Below are 15,818 nucleotides of genomic sequence, written 5' to 3'. Positions count from 1 at the left end.
ACCTTCGATTCTCCGCCAGCGGGTCACTGAAGATGTTCCGCTGGCGGCAGCTTCTCACCCTATGTCTGGCTTCCCGCTGCTGAAGTGTTACGCTTACAGATCATTACGTTGATGGAGACGGATGGATGAAAGCACCCATCGCAAAAAAAATACCCTACGAGATGACGCTGCATGGCGAGACCCGCGTTGACAATTATTACTGGCTGCGCGACGACAAACGCGAAAACAGCGAGGTTCTTGATTACCTCCGAGCCGAAAATAATTACGGCAAAAAAATCATGTCGTCGCAGCAACCGCTGCAGGACCGAGTGTTAAAAGAGATTATCGATCGGCTGCCGCCGGAAGATCACTCCGTGCCTTATGTCAAAAACGGCTACCGCTATCAGAGTCGTTATCAGAGCGGTAACGAATACCCGGCCTACTACCGTCAGCCCGCAGCAAGCGATGAATCGGGCGAGTGGAGCCTGCTGCTGGATGCCAATCAGCGCGCCTCGCACAGCGATTTCTACACCATGGGCGCGCTGCATATCAGCCCGGATAACCGGGTCATGGCGCTGGCGGAAGATTTCCTGTCGCGGCGGCAATATGGCATCCGGTTCCGTAACCTGGAGAGTGGCAGCTGGTATCCCGAAGTGCTGAGCAACGCCTCATCCAGCTTCGCCTGGGGCAATGACTCACGCACCCTTTACTATGTGCGCAAGCACCCGCAGACGCTGCTCTCTTATCAGGTCTGGCGACACGAACTCGGTTCGCCGCAGTCTGATGATAAGCTGGTCTATGAAGAACGCGATGACACCTATCATCTCAGCGTGCACAAGAGCACCTCCAAGCAGTTCATCATGATTGCGCTCTACAGCACTAACACCAGCGAAATCCAGTTAATCGATGCGAACTTCCCTGATGCGCAGCCGCATGTGTTTTTGCCCCGCCGTCGCGATCACGAATACAGCATCGATCATTACGATCATCAGTTTTTCATTCGATCAAACCGTGACGGGAAAAACTTCGGGCTCTACCGCAGTCGCTATCTGGATGAGTCACGCTGGGAAACGCTGATTCCTGCGCGGGAACAGGTGGTGATGGAAGATTTTCAGCTGTTCCGCGACTGGCTGGTAGTGGAAGAGCGTCAGCGCGGCTTAACCAGTCTGCGTCAGATCAACTGGGCCAGCGGCGAGACCAGCGGCATCGCCTTTGACGATCCGACCTATGTGACGTGGCTTGCTTATAATCCCACGCCCCGCACTAGCAAACTGCGTTATGGCTACTCGTCCATGACCACGCCGACCACGCTGTTTGAACTGGATATGGATACGGGTGAACGTCGCATTCTGAAACAGAGCGCGGTGAAAGGCTTTAACGCGGAAGATTACAAAAGCGAGCACCACTGGATCAAAGTCAGCGATGGCACCGAAGTGCCGGTCTCGCTGGTTTATCACCGCAAGCATTATCAGCCCGGTCAGAACCCGATGCTGGTCTATGGCTACGGCGCTTATGGCAGCAGCATGGATGCCGATTTCAGCGTCAGCCGTCTGAGCCTGCTGGATCGCGGCTTTGTCTATGCCCTGATTCAGGTACGCGGTGGCGGTGAGCTGGGACAGCAATGGTATGACGGTGGTCGTCTGCTGAACAAAATGAACAGCTTTACTGATTTTATTGAGGTGACGGATGCGCTGGTGGCACGCGGCATCGGCCACCCGGAGCGGCTTTATGCCATGGGCGGTAGCGCAGGCGGGCTGTTGATGGGCGGGGTGATTAACCTGGCACCAGAACGGTTCCACGGCGTGGTGGCTCAGGTGCCATTTGTGGATGTGGTTACCACGATGCTGGATGAATCGATCCCGCTGACTACCGGTGAGTATGACGAGTGGGGCAACCCCAATGATCCTGAATATTACCGTTATATCCGCCAGTACAGCCCCTATGACAATATCGAGGCGAAGGATTATCCCCATCTGCTGGTCACGACTGGCCTGCACGACTCACAGGTGCAGTACTGGGAACCGGCCAAGTGGGTGGCGAAGCTAAGGTCGATGAAAACCGACAATAATCTTCTGCTGCTCTGCACCGACATGGATGCCGGTCACGGCGGCAAGTCCGGACGCTACAAAGCCTACGAAGGGATCGCGATGGAGTACACCTTCCTGCTCGGACTGGCGCAGGGTACCTTGCCGCCAGCCCAGGATTACTGAGATTCAGAGAGGTATTTAATCAGCGCCTGCCGCAATGGCGGGCGCAAATCACTGACATTATTCAGTACCCACTTCAGGTAGCCAGGATCTTTTCTGGCAATTACGGCAATCGCCTGGCCGTGATATTTGCCGAACGGCAGAATATCATCGCGCTGGGCCGCCGGTTGCGAACGCACAATCATTTCGGAGGCACTCCAGCCGGAGGTCTCCATGATACGGATCAGCAGCGCCGCCGTGACATAGCAGTCATAGAGTGCGCGATGCGCATGAAGCTCAGCGGGTGGCGTGACATCCAGCTTCAGCGAATGACGTAACGCCTGGTTGCCATATTTAATGCCCGGCCAGAGCTGGCGCGCCAGCTGCATGGTGCAGATCCATTCGCCGTACATTTCAGGCAGCATCCGCCGATCAAAACTGGCGTTGTGCGCGACATAAAAAGCGCTGCCGTAATAGCGTGGAATCGCCTCTTCAATCGTGGGTTTACCGGCGACCATTGCTTCGGTGATGCGATGTACAGCCATTGCCTGACGGCTGATCGGGCGGTCCGGTAGGGTCAAATCACTCATCGGATTCACAATTCTACCGTCGACCACATCCACGGACGCAACTTCAACTACGCCGCCCTGCAGGCCGCAGGTTTCGGTATCAATAACGCGGAACATCATTGCTTCATCTTCGGTTCATAAGGAAGGCGCGACAGGCTGAGTGATGCCTGACGGTATTGCATCAGACGCTGACGAAACCAGTCACGCAGCGCTTCAGGCTGCTCCTGCGCCACCATCTCGGCGACGACCGGCATGTTATAGCGCTCTTTAAACGCCACGCCCGCGGCCGCCAAATCGACATTTATCTTGTCTTTCTCTTCCTGGGACAGCAATGCAAGGTTACGGCTCATAATTATCTCCTGACGATAGCCGGCAAAAGTAATGTTTTCGTCGGTCTGAATCAAGGATAAAGGATCGCATCGCTGGCCTCGACAGTGTAAAACCAGCAGCGTATCCTTTTGCCACATTTATCGCCCTGGCGGCGGTTAAAAGGATGATCTTATGCAGAAAAAAAACATTTCCCGCATGATTATAGCAGTGACGGCAGCGGGCATGATGGCCTTCAGCTCGCTGGCGGGGGCGCATGCACACCTTCAGTCTTCTCTCCCGGCGGCTAAAGCGCAGGTCACGACATCCCCCGATGCGCTGACGCTGAACTTCAGTGAAGATATTGAAGCGGCGTTCAGTGGCGTGACGCTGCTGGATAGTGCACAGAAGCCCGTCGAGACCGCCAAAGCCCGTGTTGAGTCTGACCAGAAAAAACGCCTGATTGTCGGCCTGCCGCAGCCGCTAAAAGCGGGTAATTATCAGGTCAACTGGCATGTGCTGTCGGTGGATGGCCATAAAACCGCTGGAAGCTATCGCTTTAGTGTGAAGTAACCCGGTGACAACCCTGTGGATCCTGCTGCGCGCGCTGCATTTTACTGCCGTGATGTTGCTTACAGGCAGCGCCTGTTACAGTGCGCTGCTGGCGCCCAAACGCTACCGATCCCTGCTGGCGATTCAGTTAAATCCGCTGGTGAAGGGGAGTGCCTGGCTGGCGCTGCTCAGTGCGGTGGCGATGCTGGCCTGCCAGAATGTGTTAATGAGCGGCACCAGCACTAACCTGACCGACATCGATATCTGGCTGGCAGTGTTGGGCACGCATTTTGGTGAAGTGTGGCAGTGGGAAATCATTTTCGGCGTGCTGGCTGTTGGCGCGCTATTACTGACCGGACGCCTGCGTCAGCAGGTGTTACTGCTGGCTGGCGTTCTGCAACTGTCCTGCATGGCGCTGATAGGCCATGCTGCGATGCGCGATAGCTGGCCCGGCGTTCTTCAGCAGATTAACCATGCACTGCATCTGATTGCGGCGACGTTCTGGGCAGGTGGATTACTGCCACTGTTGCTGTTGATGCGCGAGGCACGGCAGATTGATCGCCGCACCGATGCGATTCGCACTATGATGCGTTTCTCACGCTATGGTCATCTGGCGGTGGCGTTAACGCTGCTCAGCGGGGTGATAAACAGCGTAATGATCGCGGGCTGGCCGCTGATGTGGCACGATTCACGCTACGTTATATTGCTGCTGTGCAAAGTGCTGCTGGTTGCTCTGATGGTTCTGGTGGCGCTGATTAATCGATACTGGCTGGTGCCGCGATTCCGCCTGGCGGGCAGCGGGGCGCAGCAAAAATTTATTCGCATGACGCAGCTTGAACTACTGCTGGCATGCGGCGTGGTTGGGCTGGTCAGCGTATTTGCCACGCTGTCGCCAGCCTGAATGTAGTTTAAGAGAGAAAAGGGTAGTTATGTTGCTGAAGAAAGTGATTCCCGCAATCCTGTTGTTATCCGTATGCGGCCAGGCGCTGGCGGCGCAAATCATTACCGTCAGCCGCTTTGAGATCGGTAAAGATAAGTGGCCCTTTAATCGTGAAGAGGTGATGCTGACCTGCGAGAAAGATGGTGCGATGTTTGCCATCAATCCGAGTACGCTGATGACATACCCGCTGAACGACATCGCAGACACACTGTTTAAAAACAAGCAGGTGAAAGCCCAGCCGATCAGCGTGATTCAGGCCGAAGACAAAGCCCATCCGGGCCAGATGATGAGCCTGCAGCCGATTATCGAACGCACTCAGGCGCTGTGCGGAAAATAGGCCTTTCGGGTGCAGCCTCGCGCTGCGCCCACTCTCCGAAATTTTGCCGTTGCGATCACAATCTGATCCAGTTTATGGCCCTGATTCCCGCGTTTGCTGGCATTTCCACCGCGCTGTTCTAATCTTAAATGGCAAGGCGACACCGCCTTCATAAATGCCAACTTTTAGCGCACGGCTCCTTGAGAGCCATTTCCCTGGACCGAATATAGGAATCGTATTCGGTCTTTTTTTAGTGCTATGATTTATATGGTATTTTTGAGGGTGGTTACGAAATTTCCCGAAAATATCCCGAAATCACTATATCCAATCTATACCATGACATATTCCTGACCGCGCGAATCTAGATACTTTTTAGTCATAGAAAGGTTTTTATGGCCGAGTAATCGTTGCGCAAAATCCTCTCCATTTTCCACTTCATACAGTCGGCTGGCAAGACTTCTGATTTCATGAAATGTCGGCGGGTTAGGGCCAAATTTAATTCCGCTTATTTCACGCGCTTCTGCAAAAGCACCTGTAAGCGCATCTGGTGAAACCGGCCCCGGTTTTCTGCCCCCGCGACGGACTGCAGAATAAATCAGGCTATCCGATGGGTTATCCTTCCGGCATTCCTCTACGATCCCCTCCAGTGACATTCCCAGTTCTTTCAGCTCTAAATCCAGTGGCATCGCCAGCTTATGGCCAGTCTTGCTTTGTGTCACAAAAAGCCGCCCATCTCTGATCGCGCTGAAGGTCATACGCGTTAGATCCTCCCGGCGCTGCCCGGTGAGCAGGCCGATGTTCATCGCATTTTGCAGCCAACCTCCCATGCTTTCAGCGGCCTTACGGATAGCCAGAAATTGCTCAAGTGATAAGCGCTCTCGCCTGACTTCAGGTGATGGGGTTCTGGTTGGCTCTACTGGATTCCTGTCGATAATGCCTTCAACAACAGCCTCGCGGAAAACATCCATCAGCAGCGATCGCAATGCAACCGCCATGCTGTGCTTCCCACATTGGACATACGATTCAAGGAAAACTGCAATATCACGCGTACTGATCGCGGTAATTGGCAGCCGACCAAACTCAGCCTGAATGGTTAACAGCTGGTTGCTACGTATCTTCATTGTGCTTGGCTTCAAACTGCGCCGCCCCAGGATGACGTCGTACCGTTCAAGCCATTTACTCACTGTGAAATCAGGCGTCTCTTTAAGCCGATCGAGAAGGGCGGATGGTAGGTAGTTTTGCTCGATGTAGCTGTTCGCTTCGATAGCCTGGGCCACCGCATCCTTGCGGGGTATCTTACCCAGTGAAATCTCCTGACCGGTCACAGGATTTCGCCAGGAGTATATCTGCTTCGTTTTACGAAACGTCAGGTTCCTTGGCAGATTAGCGTCGTACCGCTTTGGCCTGTTCGACATGTTTCAGTTTCTCCATCAGCGATCCCTTTTTCGGCGGTGCTACGTATTCCGGCCTGCGCTTCATCATCTTCTTGCGCGGGTCAACGTATACCGAATCCGGTTCGAGTTTGTATTCTTTTCCGTGAAGCTCCGGGCATGGGTAAATCCTGCCCTCCCTGACCCAGCGGCGCAGGGTGGATAAAGAGGGCGGCTGCGAATATGTTGCCGACGCCCACTCCTGAAGGTTCATTAGCTTAGCCATAATTTCTCCTGCACTTTTTAACAGAACTTGATCGCAAATTAACGCAAGTCTTCATGTGGAGCGACTTCTACCCCTTATACGGCCAGTTCCAGACCAGCACGATGCAAATAAAAAAGGCGAGCCACAGAGTGAACTCGCCGGGGGTGATGTCGGGGATGGTGTTCATGTCTTGCTGCTCAGGATGTTGAATGCAGTTGCTGCCACTCGTGGAACTTGTCCATTGCCAAGGGCTTTAAGTCTGTCCACCCCATAGGCCACATCATCAGCCACTCGACATAATCGGGGCAGGCGTTCAGGCCAGGCGTTTCTTCCCCGCCAGCCTCCAGGTGCTGCCAGGCTAGATAATCCTCGAGGTTGTGCCTGTGATCGCCAGTCCTCGCCCGACACCATGCTATTCCATGCCCGCCCATGCTGGCCCTTGGGGTAGGCAACAAGCCAGATTCGGTCGCGGTTATGGGCCGCTCCGCACTCTGATGCTGAAATACAACACCATTCCGCATCGAACCCCAGCGAGGCAATATCACCAAGGACCACGGCAAGTCCTCTTCCCATAAGCAAAGGTGAGTTTTCCAGCAGGACGTACTGAGGTCGAACCTCATCGACGATTCTTGCCATTTGCTTCCAAAGTCCGGATCGCTCTCCTGATATTCCTGCTCCGGAGCCTGCTGCTGAAATGTCCTGGCATGGAAATCCGCCAGAAACGACATCAACAATTCCTCTCCACGGTTTTCCGTCAAAACTGCACACGTCAGACCAAATCGGGAAAGATCGGAGAACTCCATCGTTTTGTCGTTGCGCCAGAACTTGTGCTGCGTATGCGTCACGCTCAACGGCGCAAACTGTTCGCCATCCAAGGAGGTGCCCGCCGAGTATTCCTCCGCCAGCGCCTGCGAAAAGAGCCAGCTCATTCATTTATTCCTCTCATTGTCTTATCTCCCTATCTCCCTATCTACCTGGCGCACGTAATAGCTCAGCCACAGCTTGGCTGGAAACGTATCTGGCGGCAGGGCGGTGATTGATTGTGTGTTTATCGAGAAGTGTGGTGGTGATGCGGTCGTGTTCTTTCTTGGGCCTGCCGTCTATGGCGCTCATGATTTCGCTCCTGCGCTTACGCGCTACGGCCCTTAGCGCATTCTCTGCTACAGGCGTCACGCCACCCTACGATGCTGCTTGGCTCGCTCAATGCGCTCGTAATCGCTGCGGCAATCCTCGTCGCAGAAGCACCCGAAAGGCACAGCCTCTTCGCAGTAATAGCAGGCGCCCGTAAACGTCATTTCTGGATGCTTGCGGTTAGCCAGGGCAATCTCAATCATCTGCTGATCGCGTTCTGCAGCCTCATCAACTGGGTCTGGATGTGTCATGAGTTTTACTCCTTGATATTGGCAATCATCTTATCGATGTAATCATCAATTTCAGCAGCGTCACCTGACGCATCCTGAAGCAAAGAAACCAGCTCTTCATCGCTAATGGAAAGTGCTGAAAGAATTTCAACGATGCAGTTGCCTGCTATGTAAAGCTCCTGCTGGTCGGCGCAATCCGCGAAGCATCCTTTCACTGCAGCGATTAGATTGGCGCGAAGCTCGTTCGGATAGCCTGTGTTGATCATTTCTGTTTCCTATGGGCAATAAAAAACCCGCACTTGGCGGGCTGTCGTTAATAAATTGATGTATTACGGAGCGGGTTTCAGTTCCGTGAGTTGTATATGCACATCGACTATGTGAGAAGGTACATCGTGGTTGCGAGTGGCTATCAGATATGTTTTACCGTCAATATTTGATGTGTGCCTGCTAACATTAAACTCCACTGGAGTGTCATCATTGACAGGAATACTCTCTCCGGGCTCAATAAATCGGCCCATAGGTAGCGGGGACAACTTAACTAAGTCTTCGTGCAACTCCGCCGACCTTTTTGCGCCATGATGGCCTGCGCCATAAACTAAATATTCAACAATCATTTCCCTTCCTCTTTGAAATAGACCGGGTCAGTGCCTCGAGGGAACTGCAGCGAAACGTTCCTGTAATGCTGCAATCTCTCCCTGAAATACTCCCTCATCGCTTCAGGCTGCTGCATCTCCACTTCATGCGGGATAACAGGCTGATTCATACGCTCCTTGTATGCGACTCCTGATGCGGCTAAATCCACGTTAATCCTGTCGCGCTCTTCTCTGCTACGAGCTGCTAAGTTGTGTGACATCGCGATGTCCTCCTCAAGCGAGTATATAGCGCTATCCTTAAAGCAGGAGGTGTTTATGTGTGGACGTTTTGCGCAGTACAGCAGCAGAGATGAATATTTCGAAGCACTCGGCGTGAAGCCTGACGAAATTATCTATGACCCTGAGCCGATAGGGCGCTTTAACGTGGCTCCCGGTACAAAGGTTTTGCTGCTTAACGAACGTGAGGATGAATTGCACCTTGACCCTGTTTACTGGGGCTATGGCCCTGAATGGTGGAACAAGCAGCCACTCATCAACGCTCGCGGCGAAACTGCTGCCAGTGGACGTATGTTTAAGCCTCTCTGGGAGCACGGGCGTGCAATCGTGCCTGCAGATGGCTGGTTTGAATGGAAGAAGGGCGGTGAGAAGAAGCAACCCTACTTCATCTACCATAAGAAAAAGCACCCATTGTTCTTTGCTGCCATCGGCAAATCGCCTTACGACAAAGATCATGGACATGAAGGCTTTGTCATTGTCACTGCTGAAAGTAACAAAGGCATGGTTGATATCCATGACCGTCGACCACTGGTACTCACCCCTGACGCAGTTCGGGAGTGGCTTAGTTCTGAAACCAGTCCCGAACGCGCTCAGAAAATCGCACACGAAGCCGCTCTCCCAGAAAAAGACTTCTCTTGGCACCCAGTGACCAGCAAGGTCGGCAACATCCATAACCAAGGTAAAGACATGATTAAGGAGAGCGACCCCTCATGAGCATGGAAGATTCAAAGAGAAAACATGAAGCTGTAATTCGCTTTGGCGCAGATCACATCGTAATTGAGCGCAGATATCGCGCTCTGGGTGCTCTGAACGATTTACTGATAGCTGTATGGTTTTTGATTGGCAGCATTTTTTTCTTTTACGATTCACTAATGACTGATGGTACATGGTTGTTTGTTGCTGGAAGTCTCCAGTTAGTTTTACGCCCAGTGATAACGCTTGCTGAGCTAATACACGTAAAGAAGGCATATGGCAGGAGCCAGGCTTGAATGTAACCATCATTCACTATCCACGCACTTAATGATTGGCAAGATCGCCGCCTCCAGCGTGTCACGCTGTACTTTGAGCTCATTGTAAAAATCCAGTCGGACATAATATTTTTCGTCGCTAAGATGCGGGCCTTTATAACTCGCAACTTCACTCATTCTCTTACCCCTTATGCCGCTGTCTGGCTCAATGCAGCGGCGAAAATAGTCAGATAGCAGGCAATGAAAAACCGCCCGGAGGCGGCAGGGGTGTCATGAACAATAAGTTAATTTATTGTATCGACGTTTATCCGAGAATTTAGCCATGATGTTGGTGGAAGCAATCTTCCGATTTCAGATGACAATTCAATTTCAGCAATGTCATCGATTATTCGTAATGAAATAATGGTAAGATTATACTCCCTGAGCAAGTTAGTGAGTTGCGAGATGTCCTTCAGGTAATCTTTACCATGCTTATTGAGCTCGATTCTATATTCTCTAATGTTGGTAGTGATGTTCTTAGCAGAGCTTAACACTCTAGGCAATGCGGAGTTATTAGAAATTAGCGATTTTATCTCATTGAGCTGAGAGAGAATGAATTTTGACTCAGTAACCTCAACTTCTTTGATATCAACAACCTCAAACGAGCCGTAACTTCTTAGGAATGTCGAGTAGTTCGGGTCATCAATTGATTTTTGGTGAGTTGTTTTTATTTTTTCCGTAAGCTTTTCTTTAAAATCGTTAATGGATTTATATCTAAGATCTGCAGGGTAATTTAAATGTTCAATTGAAGAAATATCGAAGCTGTAAGGAGTTCCTTCATCCTTAACAATTATAGTGGGCTTATCGAATGCTAGTCTCATGCCCAACTCAAACATTACATTTGCGTTCCTGCTGCTTATGTCACAAATAACAATTGGATTCGAGTATATGTTTTGAATAATGCGCTTTTGAATAACTCCGATGTCGTTGTCAAAGCTAACAAGGTTCGGGTGGTACCCTGCATTAATTGCAGATTCTTTTAGTATAGAATAAACATCTTGCCAATGGCCAATAGGATAACCATCGGTATCAGCTATGGGCATGATAATTCCGCAAACAGGGGTGTTGTTAAACTCACCACTATCTTCTTCTTTTGTATCGGTTTCTTTGGTAGGTTTAGTCATTCCAGAGTTCCCTTTTGAAAAAAAACGAGTTAATACCTAAGTATAATCGGCGCTTCTAAAAATAAGTTCAATTATTTTTAAATTTTCAATTACATTATCAAACGCATAACAATAAAAAACCGCCCGAAGGCGGCTCTTTAATTGATGCACAACCCTTTACGGGTGTTCGTACTGCTGGAAAGTACGCGGCACCGGGTCGCCAGGCTTACGGAACATGGCGTTGTCGTTTTTTCGTTCTTTCAGATACATCAGGGTCCGCTTAGCCTGATACTGGTCAGCCGGAGTGAGTGAGCCCGGCGTGCCGGCTTCACTTGCTGCTACCACTTTGGTCAGAATCTCGATACCCAGGCCGACAACTTCAGTGGTATCCAGAATCGCAGAGCGATACAGCGCGTTCAGGTTTTGCAGTTCTTCAATTTCCTGGTCGGTATATTCCATGATAAATCCTCTTTCAGTTTAGTGAGTTAGGCTGTGAATTCACTCAGCAACCTTACTTTCACCATCTGATGAAGACCAGCAAAATACTGTGTTTATGTACAGTAAATTTGTGTCATAAATTTGGCTTAGTACCATCGTTAGCTTTGCTGCGCTCTTCCAGAAAGCGTATCCGGCTGCGACTGGCCCGCTGTCGAACAGATTCATATGAGCGGTTGAGTTGCCGGGCTATAAGTTTGGGTGGGATGGTTGCTGCGAGTTCTTTCAGAAGGCCTATCTCATCGGGTGACCATCGGCGGCCAAGAGTTAACTGATTGCCGCGACGCCGGTATTCAGGTGATTCCATGTTGTCTCCTGTTATTTGCTGAATGCCTCTTCAATCTCCGCCTTGCGAAGCAGGTAAACATCGGTGGCCTTTTCTAACGTTTCAGCTTCGCTTGCCAGCATGCGCACCGCGTACTTATAGAAGCGATCCAGGCTTGAAACGGAATCAGCGTTAGCAGAAGCTTCAGTGAAATCTGCAAGCAGCTCATTCGGCGTGCGCGCTGCTGCACTGGTATTCGTCGCCGGGTTAATTTCGCGCTCGGGCTGCTTTGTTTCAGGCTTGCTGTTAATCAGGTTGTTCAGGTCGGCACGGCTGCGGGCTGGCGTCACGTCGCGTTCCGCTCGCTGCGCTGGCTCAAACTCGTCAGGCGTATAGACGCCGAGAATTACGTCAGGGCAGTAGAGGCGCGCCCAGTATTTAACTGCCAGATACGCCAGCTGCTGCTTTGGTGCCGTCTTCCAGAGCGGGGAATTGCGAGTGGTGACGTATTCCATATAAAGCCACTCACCCCAGGTGATTTCCGCTTCACCCTTCAGTACTGCGCCGACACGCACAGACAGTCCACGCTCATTCGATGCATTGGCCGCACCTGGCTTAAACTTCTCCCAGTCGCCGCCGTATTCGTACTTGAAGCGACCCTGCACTGCGGTAGAGCTGGTGATTACCGCATTGACCAGTTGAGCCTCATAGCCAAGCGCCCCGTTTACCAAGTGTGTTTTCTGCGCCACAGCGTAAGGGTTCATTCCCCACTGAGCGGCCTGTAATGCGATAGCCAGACAGTCAGCAGGCTTGCCGGATAGGTGTGCGGGAACCGTTGCTTTGCCCTGCGCCATGACTTCAGCAAACGCCTGTAACTTCTGCAGGCCGCTTGGGCTGAAAATTGCCGCTTTCGTGTCAGCCTCATTGACCGGCGCGGTGATGATGTCGTTGCTCATGCTTAATCCTTTCTCTTAGCCCAGTCCGGGCGTGTAATTTCTTCAATGCCACCCCAGTTACCGGACAGCATGCATTCGTGATAGGTATCAAGGTTGCGGCGGAACAGGTCGTAACCCACGGCAACATCGTCTTCCTGCAACTGGAATGTGCGCACCGGGTAGCGGCCGCAGTCGATCGACTCACTGACGGCAATGAAAACGAATAGCGGATACTCGCCGAAGTGTTTACTGAATCCCTCCTGGTAATAGGCGTCCTGAACGTGATAGCGGAACTCTTCGGCGTGGCGGGCGAAGCGGGACATATCGGCCACTTTTTTTACGTCGACGATGACGGGCTGTCCCGAAAGGAATTTATCTGGCCGTATCCGGCAAAGTTCGCCGGTCTGCTCGTCGTTCCAGTAGATTGATGCTTCCTGATGGCCCTCCGCCTCAAGCAACCAGCGGGCCGCTGGATGGGCGAGGGCACTGGCGCGCATCAGTTGCAGCTTTCGTCCCTGTTCAGCATCCATTACTGTCATGCCGCTGTTTGCACAATCCTTCAGGAACTGCTTTTCATCCTCCTTGCCAGCTGTCGTGCGGCGGTTGAATTCAGGAGCAACAATGAAACGCCTGTCAAACTCATCAGGCTCCAGCAACAGGCAGTGCAGCGCCGTTCCCATATCCAGAGCTGCTTTCTTCTCTGCGTCTTCGGGCGCTTCTTTGCGCCACTGGAATATGGCCGGGTTAATGGCGATATCATCAAGCTGTGATTTGCTGATGCCCGGGCCGCCGTGATAGTCCTCATTGCTGATGTCGTAGTAGATTCCAGGCTGCATTACGCTGCCTCCTGATTTCCGTGTTTGCCGCTGTAAATCCCGAGCGCCACTTCACGCCGCGCAATCCGAACCATTGCTTCACGTAAAAACGCCTCAGCCATCTCATGCTGCTCATCGTCTTCATCAAACATTTCAATGGCAGGGTAGTCGTAGTGCTTCGTCAGGAAGGCGCACAGGGCAGGCATCAGCGGGTTTGTTTTATGCCGATTCATCTGCGAATCGACTTCAGCAGCGATGCGCTCCAGCTCACTATCAGGCAGGCTGTCGGCGATATACTGCACCTCATTCCGTGCCGTTCTGCTCAGTCTCATTTCTTCTCTCCCATGCCAAGGCTTTTAAGCATCAGGTTGATAAAGGTGAAATCTTTCGTCTTCTCTAGCATTTCGCGCTGGCGCTCCAGCTCGCTCTGCTGCTTCTTATACTGCTGTGCTGATGCCGGCGCGTTCATGGTTGGCCTCTTTAATTCAGAGTGTTGATAAGATTGCGCCAGCCAGTGCGGAGGCGGCGGGTAATAGTGTCGAGCAGTGATTCATTTAGCTGAGCAGCGCCCACGATGGCGCCGCCCGCGATGGCATAGTTCATCGTGGGTTCCTTGCTATTGGTTAGGTTGGGGTCAAAAAAATGGCCCGCGATGAGCAGGCCAGAAGGATGAAACGATTATCTCTAAGGGGCATGGTGCGTAGCACCTTCAGCCGCACTTGGTGAATACGGCTGAAGGTGTCACTCAATTATAATAAAGAGTGTCGCTAAAGCGTCCTCATGATGATTGGATGCCTGCTTTTATCCACATCAGGCGAGGTGGTTCACGCTATACCTCTACAGCGAGAAATCGGATAAAATCAAATCACCCCTACAGTTTGAGAGTGATTGATATGCCTGAAGAAAAAGGACTGGTTCGGCGTATTACTGAAGCCGCCACCAGTGCTGGCGGTGCGCTGAAAGGTGCTGTTGACTTAGCGAAAGAAGTTAATGCATTACAGGTAGATTATAACGTTAAAAGCAAGACTATTGACCTGCTTGATAAGCTTATCGATGCCCGTACTGGGCAGTACGCATTAACGGAGCTTCTGGGCGAAGCTAAACAGCGTATCGTTGAGCTCGAATACCTTCTGGAAAAGAAACAGAATTGGGATAACGAGAAGCTGAACTATGAAATTTATCACCCGATTACTAACACTGTGGTTTATGTACTGAAGCCGACGGATGATCCAGAGTTCAAGCCTCATTATCTCTGCCCTACATGCTATGAGTCTGGAGTGAAGTCCATTCTTCAGTTTGTTACTGCCAACATTGCTTATAAAATTCTCAAGTGCCACAGATGCTCCGCTGAATATAAATTTCCTAGAAATACGGAGTTAAGTAGTGCAATCCCTGTGCCGTTGCGCCCCGCCAGATGATTGTGTGGTGATGCTGAAGCCGGTACGGCAGTTCACGCCTCTCAGCTGTGTTATTGAAGCGCCCCGCAGGAGGCTTGATAAGTCCACTTTCCCCGAATTGCCGAAATTCTAAATTAGCGGGATGCTCTTGCCGCGCATCTTCTGGACTGCATGAATCTGACGACCAGCTTCGTTCTCGACGCTCTGGTATTTCGTATTAGTCAGGTTGATTCCTAGCTGCTTCCTGTCACGCAGAGAAGGGGAGGATACTGCTTTCTCGATGCGGCTGATGTGCTTCTGACCTGCAACATGCTCACGCTCAGCTGCACGTTTTGCCCTGCGGCGATTTCTGGAGTTATCAGAGGCCAGAATGGTCATTACGATTGTCATGTGTACCTCCGGTAATTGGCTTAGGTGATTGGATGACCGGTGCCTTCTCCGGCTTAGCTGGACTCAAACCAGCCTACGTTTTACGACATCCCGATGATCGGGGTAGGGTGTTAATTCACCAGCATCAAGCGGGTCTGGCCGTTAGCCTTTACGGCTATTCGCTTTCGATACGGCCGCCTGTGTTGCCCAGGTAGCTATTTCCCGTACGTGAACCTGTTGGCGCAGGTATTCATCCAATCCCAAAGCCAACTTCACTTTGGTTCCCCGCATTTCGGCGGAGACAAACCCCATCAATGTTAAAGAGCGACCCAACATCCTGTTGGTTAGTGCGTCCTGCTGATGGGATTTAATTTAGCGTTATGCTAAATGAATGGCAATAGCAAAATGCTAAATAATTTAGGCGGTGGATTTAGCTGAATGATTTAGAAAGGGATTTATTTTTGCGAAGTGGGATCTGCAGGCACAAAAAAGCCCGCGTTACGCAGGCATGAATTGTGACAAGAAAGGAAAATCGTAGCTTCAGCTTCAGCTTCAGCTTCGGCTGACAGGCACACAATACAGCTTCAGGCGGTGATTAATAGTGAAGGAATAAACAATATTTTAGAGAAAGCACGATGTGTATTTTGGGTAAAAAAATACCTGCACCCGAGGCGGGTAGCAGGCATAAATCGCGGTGAAGATTATGAAACTCTTAAGTG

The 15,818-nt window shown here is 51.4% G+C and carries 26 protein-coding genes; 7 read left to right on the top strand and 19 right to left on the bottom strand.

What is annotated here, in order from left to right:
- Positions 1 to 125 precede the first annotated feature (125 nt).
- Positions 126 to 2,189: a prolyl oligopeptidase family serine peptidase gene (locus tag Q7C21_RS14875; protein WP_375150854.1), complete on the top strand. Its 2,064-nt coding sequence runs from the start codon at positions 126 to 128 to the stop codon at positions 2,187 to 2,189.
- On the opposite strand, the gene exoX is transcribed toward Q7C21_RS14875, so the two are convergent.
- Both exoX and Q7C21_RS14865 read right to left on the bottom strand, forming a co-directional pair.
- Positions 2,183 to 2,854: an exodeoxyribonuclease X gene (gene exoX, locus Q7C21_RS14870; RefSeq protein ID WP_375150853.1), complete on the bottom strand. Its 672-nt coding sequence runs from the start codon at positions 2,852 to 2,854 to the stop codon at positions 2,183 to 2,185. The two genes, Q7C21_RS14875 and exoX, sit on opposite strands and share 7 nt — an antisense overlap.
- Positions 2,851 to 3,084: a DNA polymerase III subunit theta gene (locus Q7C21_RS14865; protein WP_008925353.1), complete on the bottom strand. Its 234-nt coding sequence runs from the start codon at positions 3,082 to 3,084 to the stop codon at positions 2,851 to 2,853. Before Q7C21_RS14865 ends, exoX begins: the two co-directional genes overlap by 4 nt.
- A 151-nt stretch (positions 3,085 to 3,235) precedes the next feature.
- Between Q7C21_RS14865 and copC the strand changes: the two genes are divergently transcribed.
- From copC to Q7C21_RS14850, 3 genes are read left to right on the top strand one after another with little or no spacing between them, the layout of a single operon-like run.
- Positions 3,236 to 3,613, top strand: coding sequence for a copper homeostasis periplasmic binding protein CopC (gene copC, locus Q7C21_RS14860; protein ID WP_375150852.1), 378 nt, complete (start codon positions 3,236 to 3,238; stop codon positions 3,611 to 3,613).
- 4 nt (positions 3,614 to 3,617) lie between these two features.
- Positions 3,618 to 4,493: a copper homeostasis membrane protein CopD gene (gene copD, locus Q7C21_RS14855; RefSeq protein ID WP_154926357.1), complete on the top strand. Its 876-nt coding sequence runs from the start codon at positions 3,618 to 3,620 to the stop codon at positions 4,491 to 4,493.
- A gap of 28 nt (positions 4,494 to 4,521) precedes the next feature.
- Positions 4,522 to 4,869 (top strand): YebY family protein, encoded by a 348-nt coding sequence (locus Q7C21_RS14850; protein WP_003849240.1) that lies wholly within the window; start codon positions 4,522 to 4,524, stop codon positions 4,867 to 4,869.
- 308 nt (positions 4,870 to 5,177) lie between these two features.
- Here the strand turns inward: Q7C21_RS14850 and Q7C21_RS14845 are convergent, their stop codons facing one another.
- The 7 genes from Q7C21_RS14845 to Q7C21_RS14815 form a co-directional block, all read right to left on the bottom strand.
- Positions 5,178 to 6,263, bottom strand: a complete 1,086-nt coding sequence (locus Q7C21_RS14845; RefSeq protein WP_375150851.1) for a tyrosine-type recombinase/integrase — start codon at positions 6,261 to 6,263, stop codon at positions 5,178 to 5,180.
- Positions 6,232 to 6,504: an excisionase gene (locus tag Q7C21_RS14840; RefSeq protein WP_095707051.1), complete on the bottom strand. Its 273-nt coding sequence runs from the start codon at positions 6,502 to 6,504 to the stop codon at positions 6,232 to 6,234. The genes Q7C21_RS14845 and Q7C21_RS14840 overlap by 32 nt, the downstream gene beginning before the upstream one ends.
- 162 nt (positions 6,505 to 6,666) lie before the next feature.
- The gene (locus Q7C21_RS14835; protein ID WP_375150850.1) at positions 6,667 to 7,416 is read right to left on the bottom strand and encodes a DNA cytosine methyltransferase; all 750 of its coding nucleotides are present in this window, start codon (positions 7,414 to 7,416) and stop codon (positions 6,667 to 6,669) included.
- Positions 7,417 to 7,652: 236 nt separating this feature from the next.
- On the bottom strand, positions 7,653 to 7,865 hold the full coding sequence (locus tag Q7C21_RS14830; protein ID WP_375150849.1) for a hypothetical protein: 213 nt from the start codon (positions 7,863 to 7,865) through the stop codon (positions 7,653 to 7,655).
- Positions 7,866 to 7,870: 5 nt separating this feature from the next.
- A complete protein-coding gene (locus tag Q7C21_RS14825) occupies positions 7,871 to 8,110 on the bottom strand; it encodes a hypothetical protein (protein ID WP_375150848.1) in 240 nt (79 codons plus the stop codon).
- A 63-nt stretch (positions 8,111 to 8,173) separates the two neighbouring features.
- The gene (locus Q7C21_RS14820) at positions 8,174 to 8,458 is read right to left on the bottom strand and encodes a hypothetical protein (RefSeq protein WP_375150847.1); all 285 of its coding nucleotides are present in this window, start codon (positions 8,456 to 8,458) and stop codon (positions 8,174 to 8,176) included.
- Positions 8,455 to 8,697 carry a DNA polymerase III subunit theta gene (locus tag Q7C21_RS14815; RefSeq protein WP_375150846.1) on the bottom strand — a complete coding sequence of 81 codons (243 nt, stop codon included), beginning with the start codon at positions 8,695 to 8,697 and terminating at the stop codon, positions 8,455 to 8,457. Before Q7C21_RS14815 ends, Q7C21_RS14820 begins: the two co-directional genes overlap by 4 nt.
- A gap of 55 nt (positions 8,698 to 8,752) precedes the next feature.
- Here Q7C21_RS14815 and Q7C21_RS14810 point away from each other — a divergent pair, with 55 nt between their 5' ends.
- On the top strand, positions 8,753 to 9,427 hold the full coding sequence (locus Q7C21_RS14810; RefSeq protein ID WP_375150845.1) for an SOS response-associated peptidase family protein: 675 nt from the start codon (positions 8,753 to 8,755) through the stop codon (positions 9,425 to 9,427).
- Positions 9,424 to 9,702 carry a YrhK family protein gene (locus Q7C21_RS14805; RefSeq protein WP_375150844.1) on the top strand — a complete coding sequence of 93 codons (279 nt, stop codon included), beginning with the start codon at positions 9,424 to 9,426 and terminating at the stop codon, positions 9,700 to 9,702. Before Q7C21_RS14810 ends, Q7C21_RS14805 begins: the two co-directional genes overlap by 4 nt.
- Before the next feature lie 9 nt (positions 9,703 to 9,711).
- On the opposite strand, the gene Q7C21_RS14800 is transcribed toward Q7C21_RS14805, so the two are convergent.
- The 9 genes from Q7C21_RS14800 to Q7C21_RS14760 form a co-directional block, all read right to left on the bottom strand.
- The gene (locus tag Q7C21_RS14800; RefSeq protein WP_375150843.1) at positions 9,712 to 9,858 is read right to left on the bottom strand and encodes a hypothetical protein; all 147 of its coding nucleotides are present in this window, start codon (positions 9,856 to 9,858) and stop codon (positions 9,712 to 9,714) included.
- Between the two features lie 107 nt (positions 9,859 to 9,965).
- A complete protein-coding gene (locus Q7C21_RS14795; protein ID WP_375150842.1) occupies positions 9,966 to 10,844 on the bottom strand; it encodes a hypothetical protein in 879 nt (292 codons plus the stop codon).
- 156 nt (positions 10,845 to 11,000) lie between these two features.
- Positions 11,001 to 11,282 (bottom strand): hypothetical protein, encoded by a 282-nt coding sequence (locus Q7C21_RS14790; RefSeq protein WP_375150841.1) that lies wholly within the window; start codon positions 11,280 to 11,282, stop codon positions 11,001 to 11,003.
- A 112-nt stretch (positions 11,283 to 11,394) separates the two neighbouring features.
- The gene (locus tag Q7C21_RS14785) at positions 11,395 to 11,625 is read right to left on the bottom strand and encodes a hypothetical protein (RefSeq protein WP_312055813.1); all 231 of its coding nucleotides are present in this window, start codon (positions 11,623 to 11,625) and stop codon (positions 11,395 to 11,397) included.
- 11 nt (positions 11,626 to 11,636) lie between these two features.
- The gene (locus Q7C21_RS14780) at positions 11,637 to 12,539 is read right to left on the bottom strand and encodes a RecT family recombinase (RefSeq protein WP_375150840.1); all 903 of its coding nucleotides are present in this window, start codon (positions 12,537 to 12,539) and stop codon (positions 11,637 to 11,639) included.
- A gap of 2 nt (positions 12,540 to 12,541) precedes the next feature.
- Positions 12,542 to 13,354 carry a PD-(D/E)XK nuclease-like domain-containing protein gene (locus Q7C21_RS14775; protein WP_375150839.1) on the bottom strand — a complete coding sequence of 271 codons (813 nt, stop codon included), beginning with the start codon at positions 13,352 to 13,354 and terminating at the stop codon, positions 12,542 to 12,544.
- Positions 13,354 to 13,665, bottom strand: coding sequence for a hypothetical protein (locus Q7C21_RS14770; RefSeq protein ID WP_375150838.1), 312 nt, complete (start codon positions 13,663 to 13,665; stop codon positions 13,354 to 13,356). The genes Q7C21_RS14775 and Q7C21_RS14770 overlap by 1 nt, the downstream gene beginning before the upstream one ends.
- The gene (locus Q7C21_RS14765) at positions 13,662 to 13,802 is read right to left on the bottom strand and encodes a hypothetical protein (RefSeq protein WP_375150837.1); all 141 of its coding nucleotides are present in this window, start codon (positions 13,800 to 13,802) and stop codon (positions 13,662 to 13,664) included. Before Q7C21_RS14765 ends, Q7C21_RS14770 begins: the two co-directional genes overlap by 4 nt.
- An 11-nt stretch (positions 13,803 to 13,813) precedes the next feature.
- Positions 13,814 to 13,936, bottom strand: coding sequence for a protease FtsH-inhibitory lysogeny factor CIII (locus tag Q7C21_RS14760; protein ID WP_375150836.1), 123 nt, complete (start codon positions 13,934 to 13,936; stop codon positions 13,814 to 13,816).
- A 290-nt stretch (positions 13,937 to 14,226) separates the two neighbouring features.
- On the opposite strand from Q7C21_RS14760, the gene Q7C21_RS14755 reads away from it, so the two are divergent.
- Positions 14,227 to 14,751: a hypothetical protein gene (locus Q7C21_RS14755; protein ID WP_375150835.1), complete on the top strand. Its 525-nt coding sequence runs from the start codon at positions 14,227 to 14,229 to the stop codon at positions 14,749 to 14,751.
- A gap of 108 nt (positions 14,752 to 14,859) precedes the next feature.
- Here the strand turns inward: Q7C21_RS14755 and Q7C21_RS14750 are convergent, their stop codons facing one another.
- On the bottom strand, positions 14,860 to 15,120 hold the full coding sequence (locus tag Q7C21_RS14750) for a hypothetical protein (protein WP_375150834.1): 261 nt from the start codon (positions 15,118 to 15,120) through the stop codon (positions 14,860 to 14,862).
- Positions 15,121 to 15,818 lie beyond the last annotated feature (698 nt).

It is taken from the genome of Pantoea sp. ANP04 (assembly GCF_041982285.1).
In the GTDB taxonomy this organism is placed as follows: Bacteria; Pseudomonadota; Gammaproteobacteria; order Enterobacterales; family Enterobacteriaceae; genus Pantoea; species Pantoea eucalypti.
Note: the sequence above shows the minus strand (reverse complement) of the source record. Positions and strands in the feature narration are given on the sequence as shown.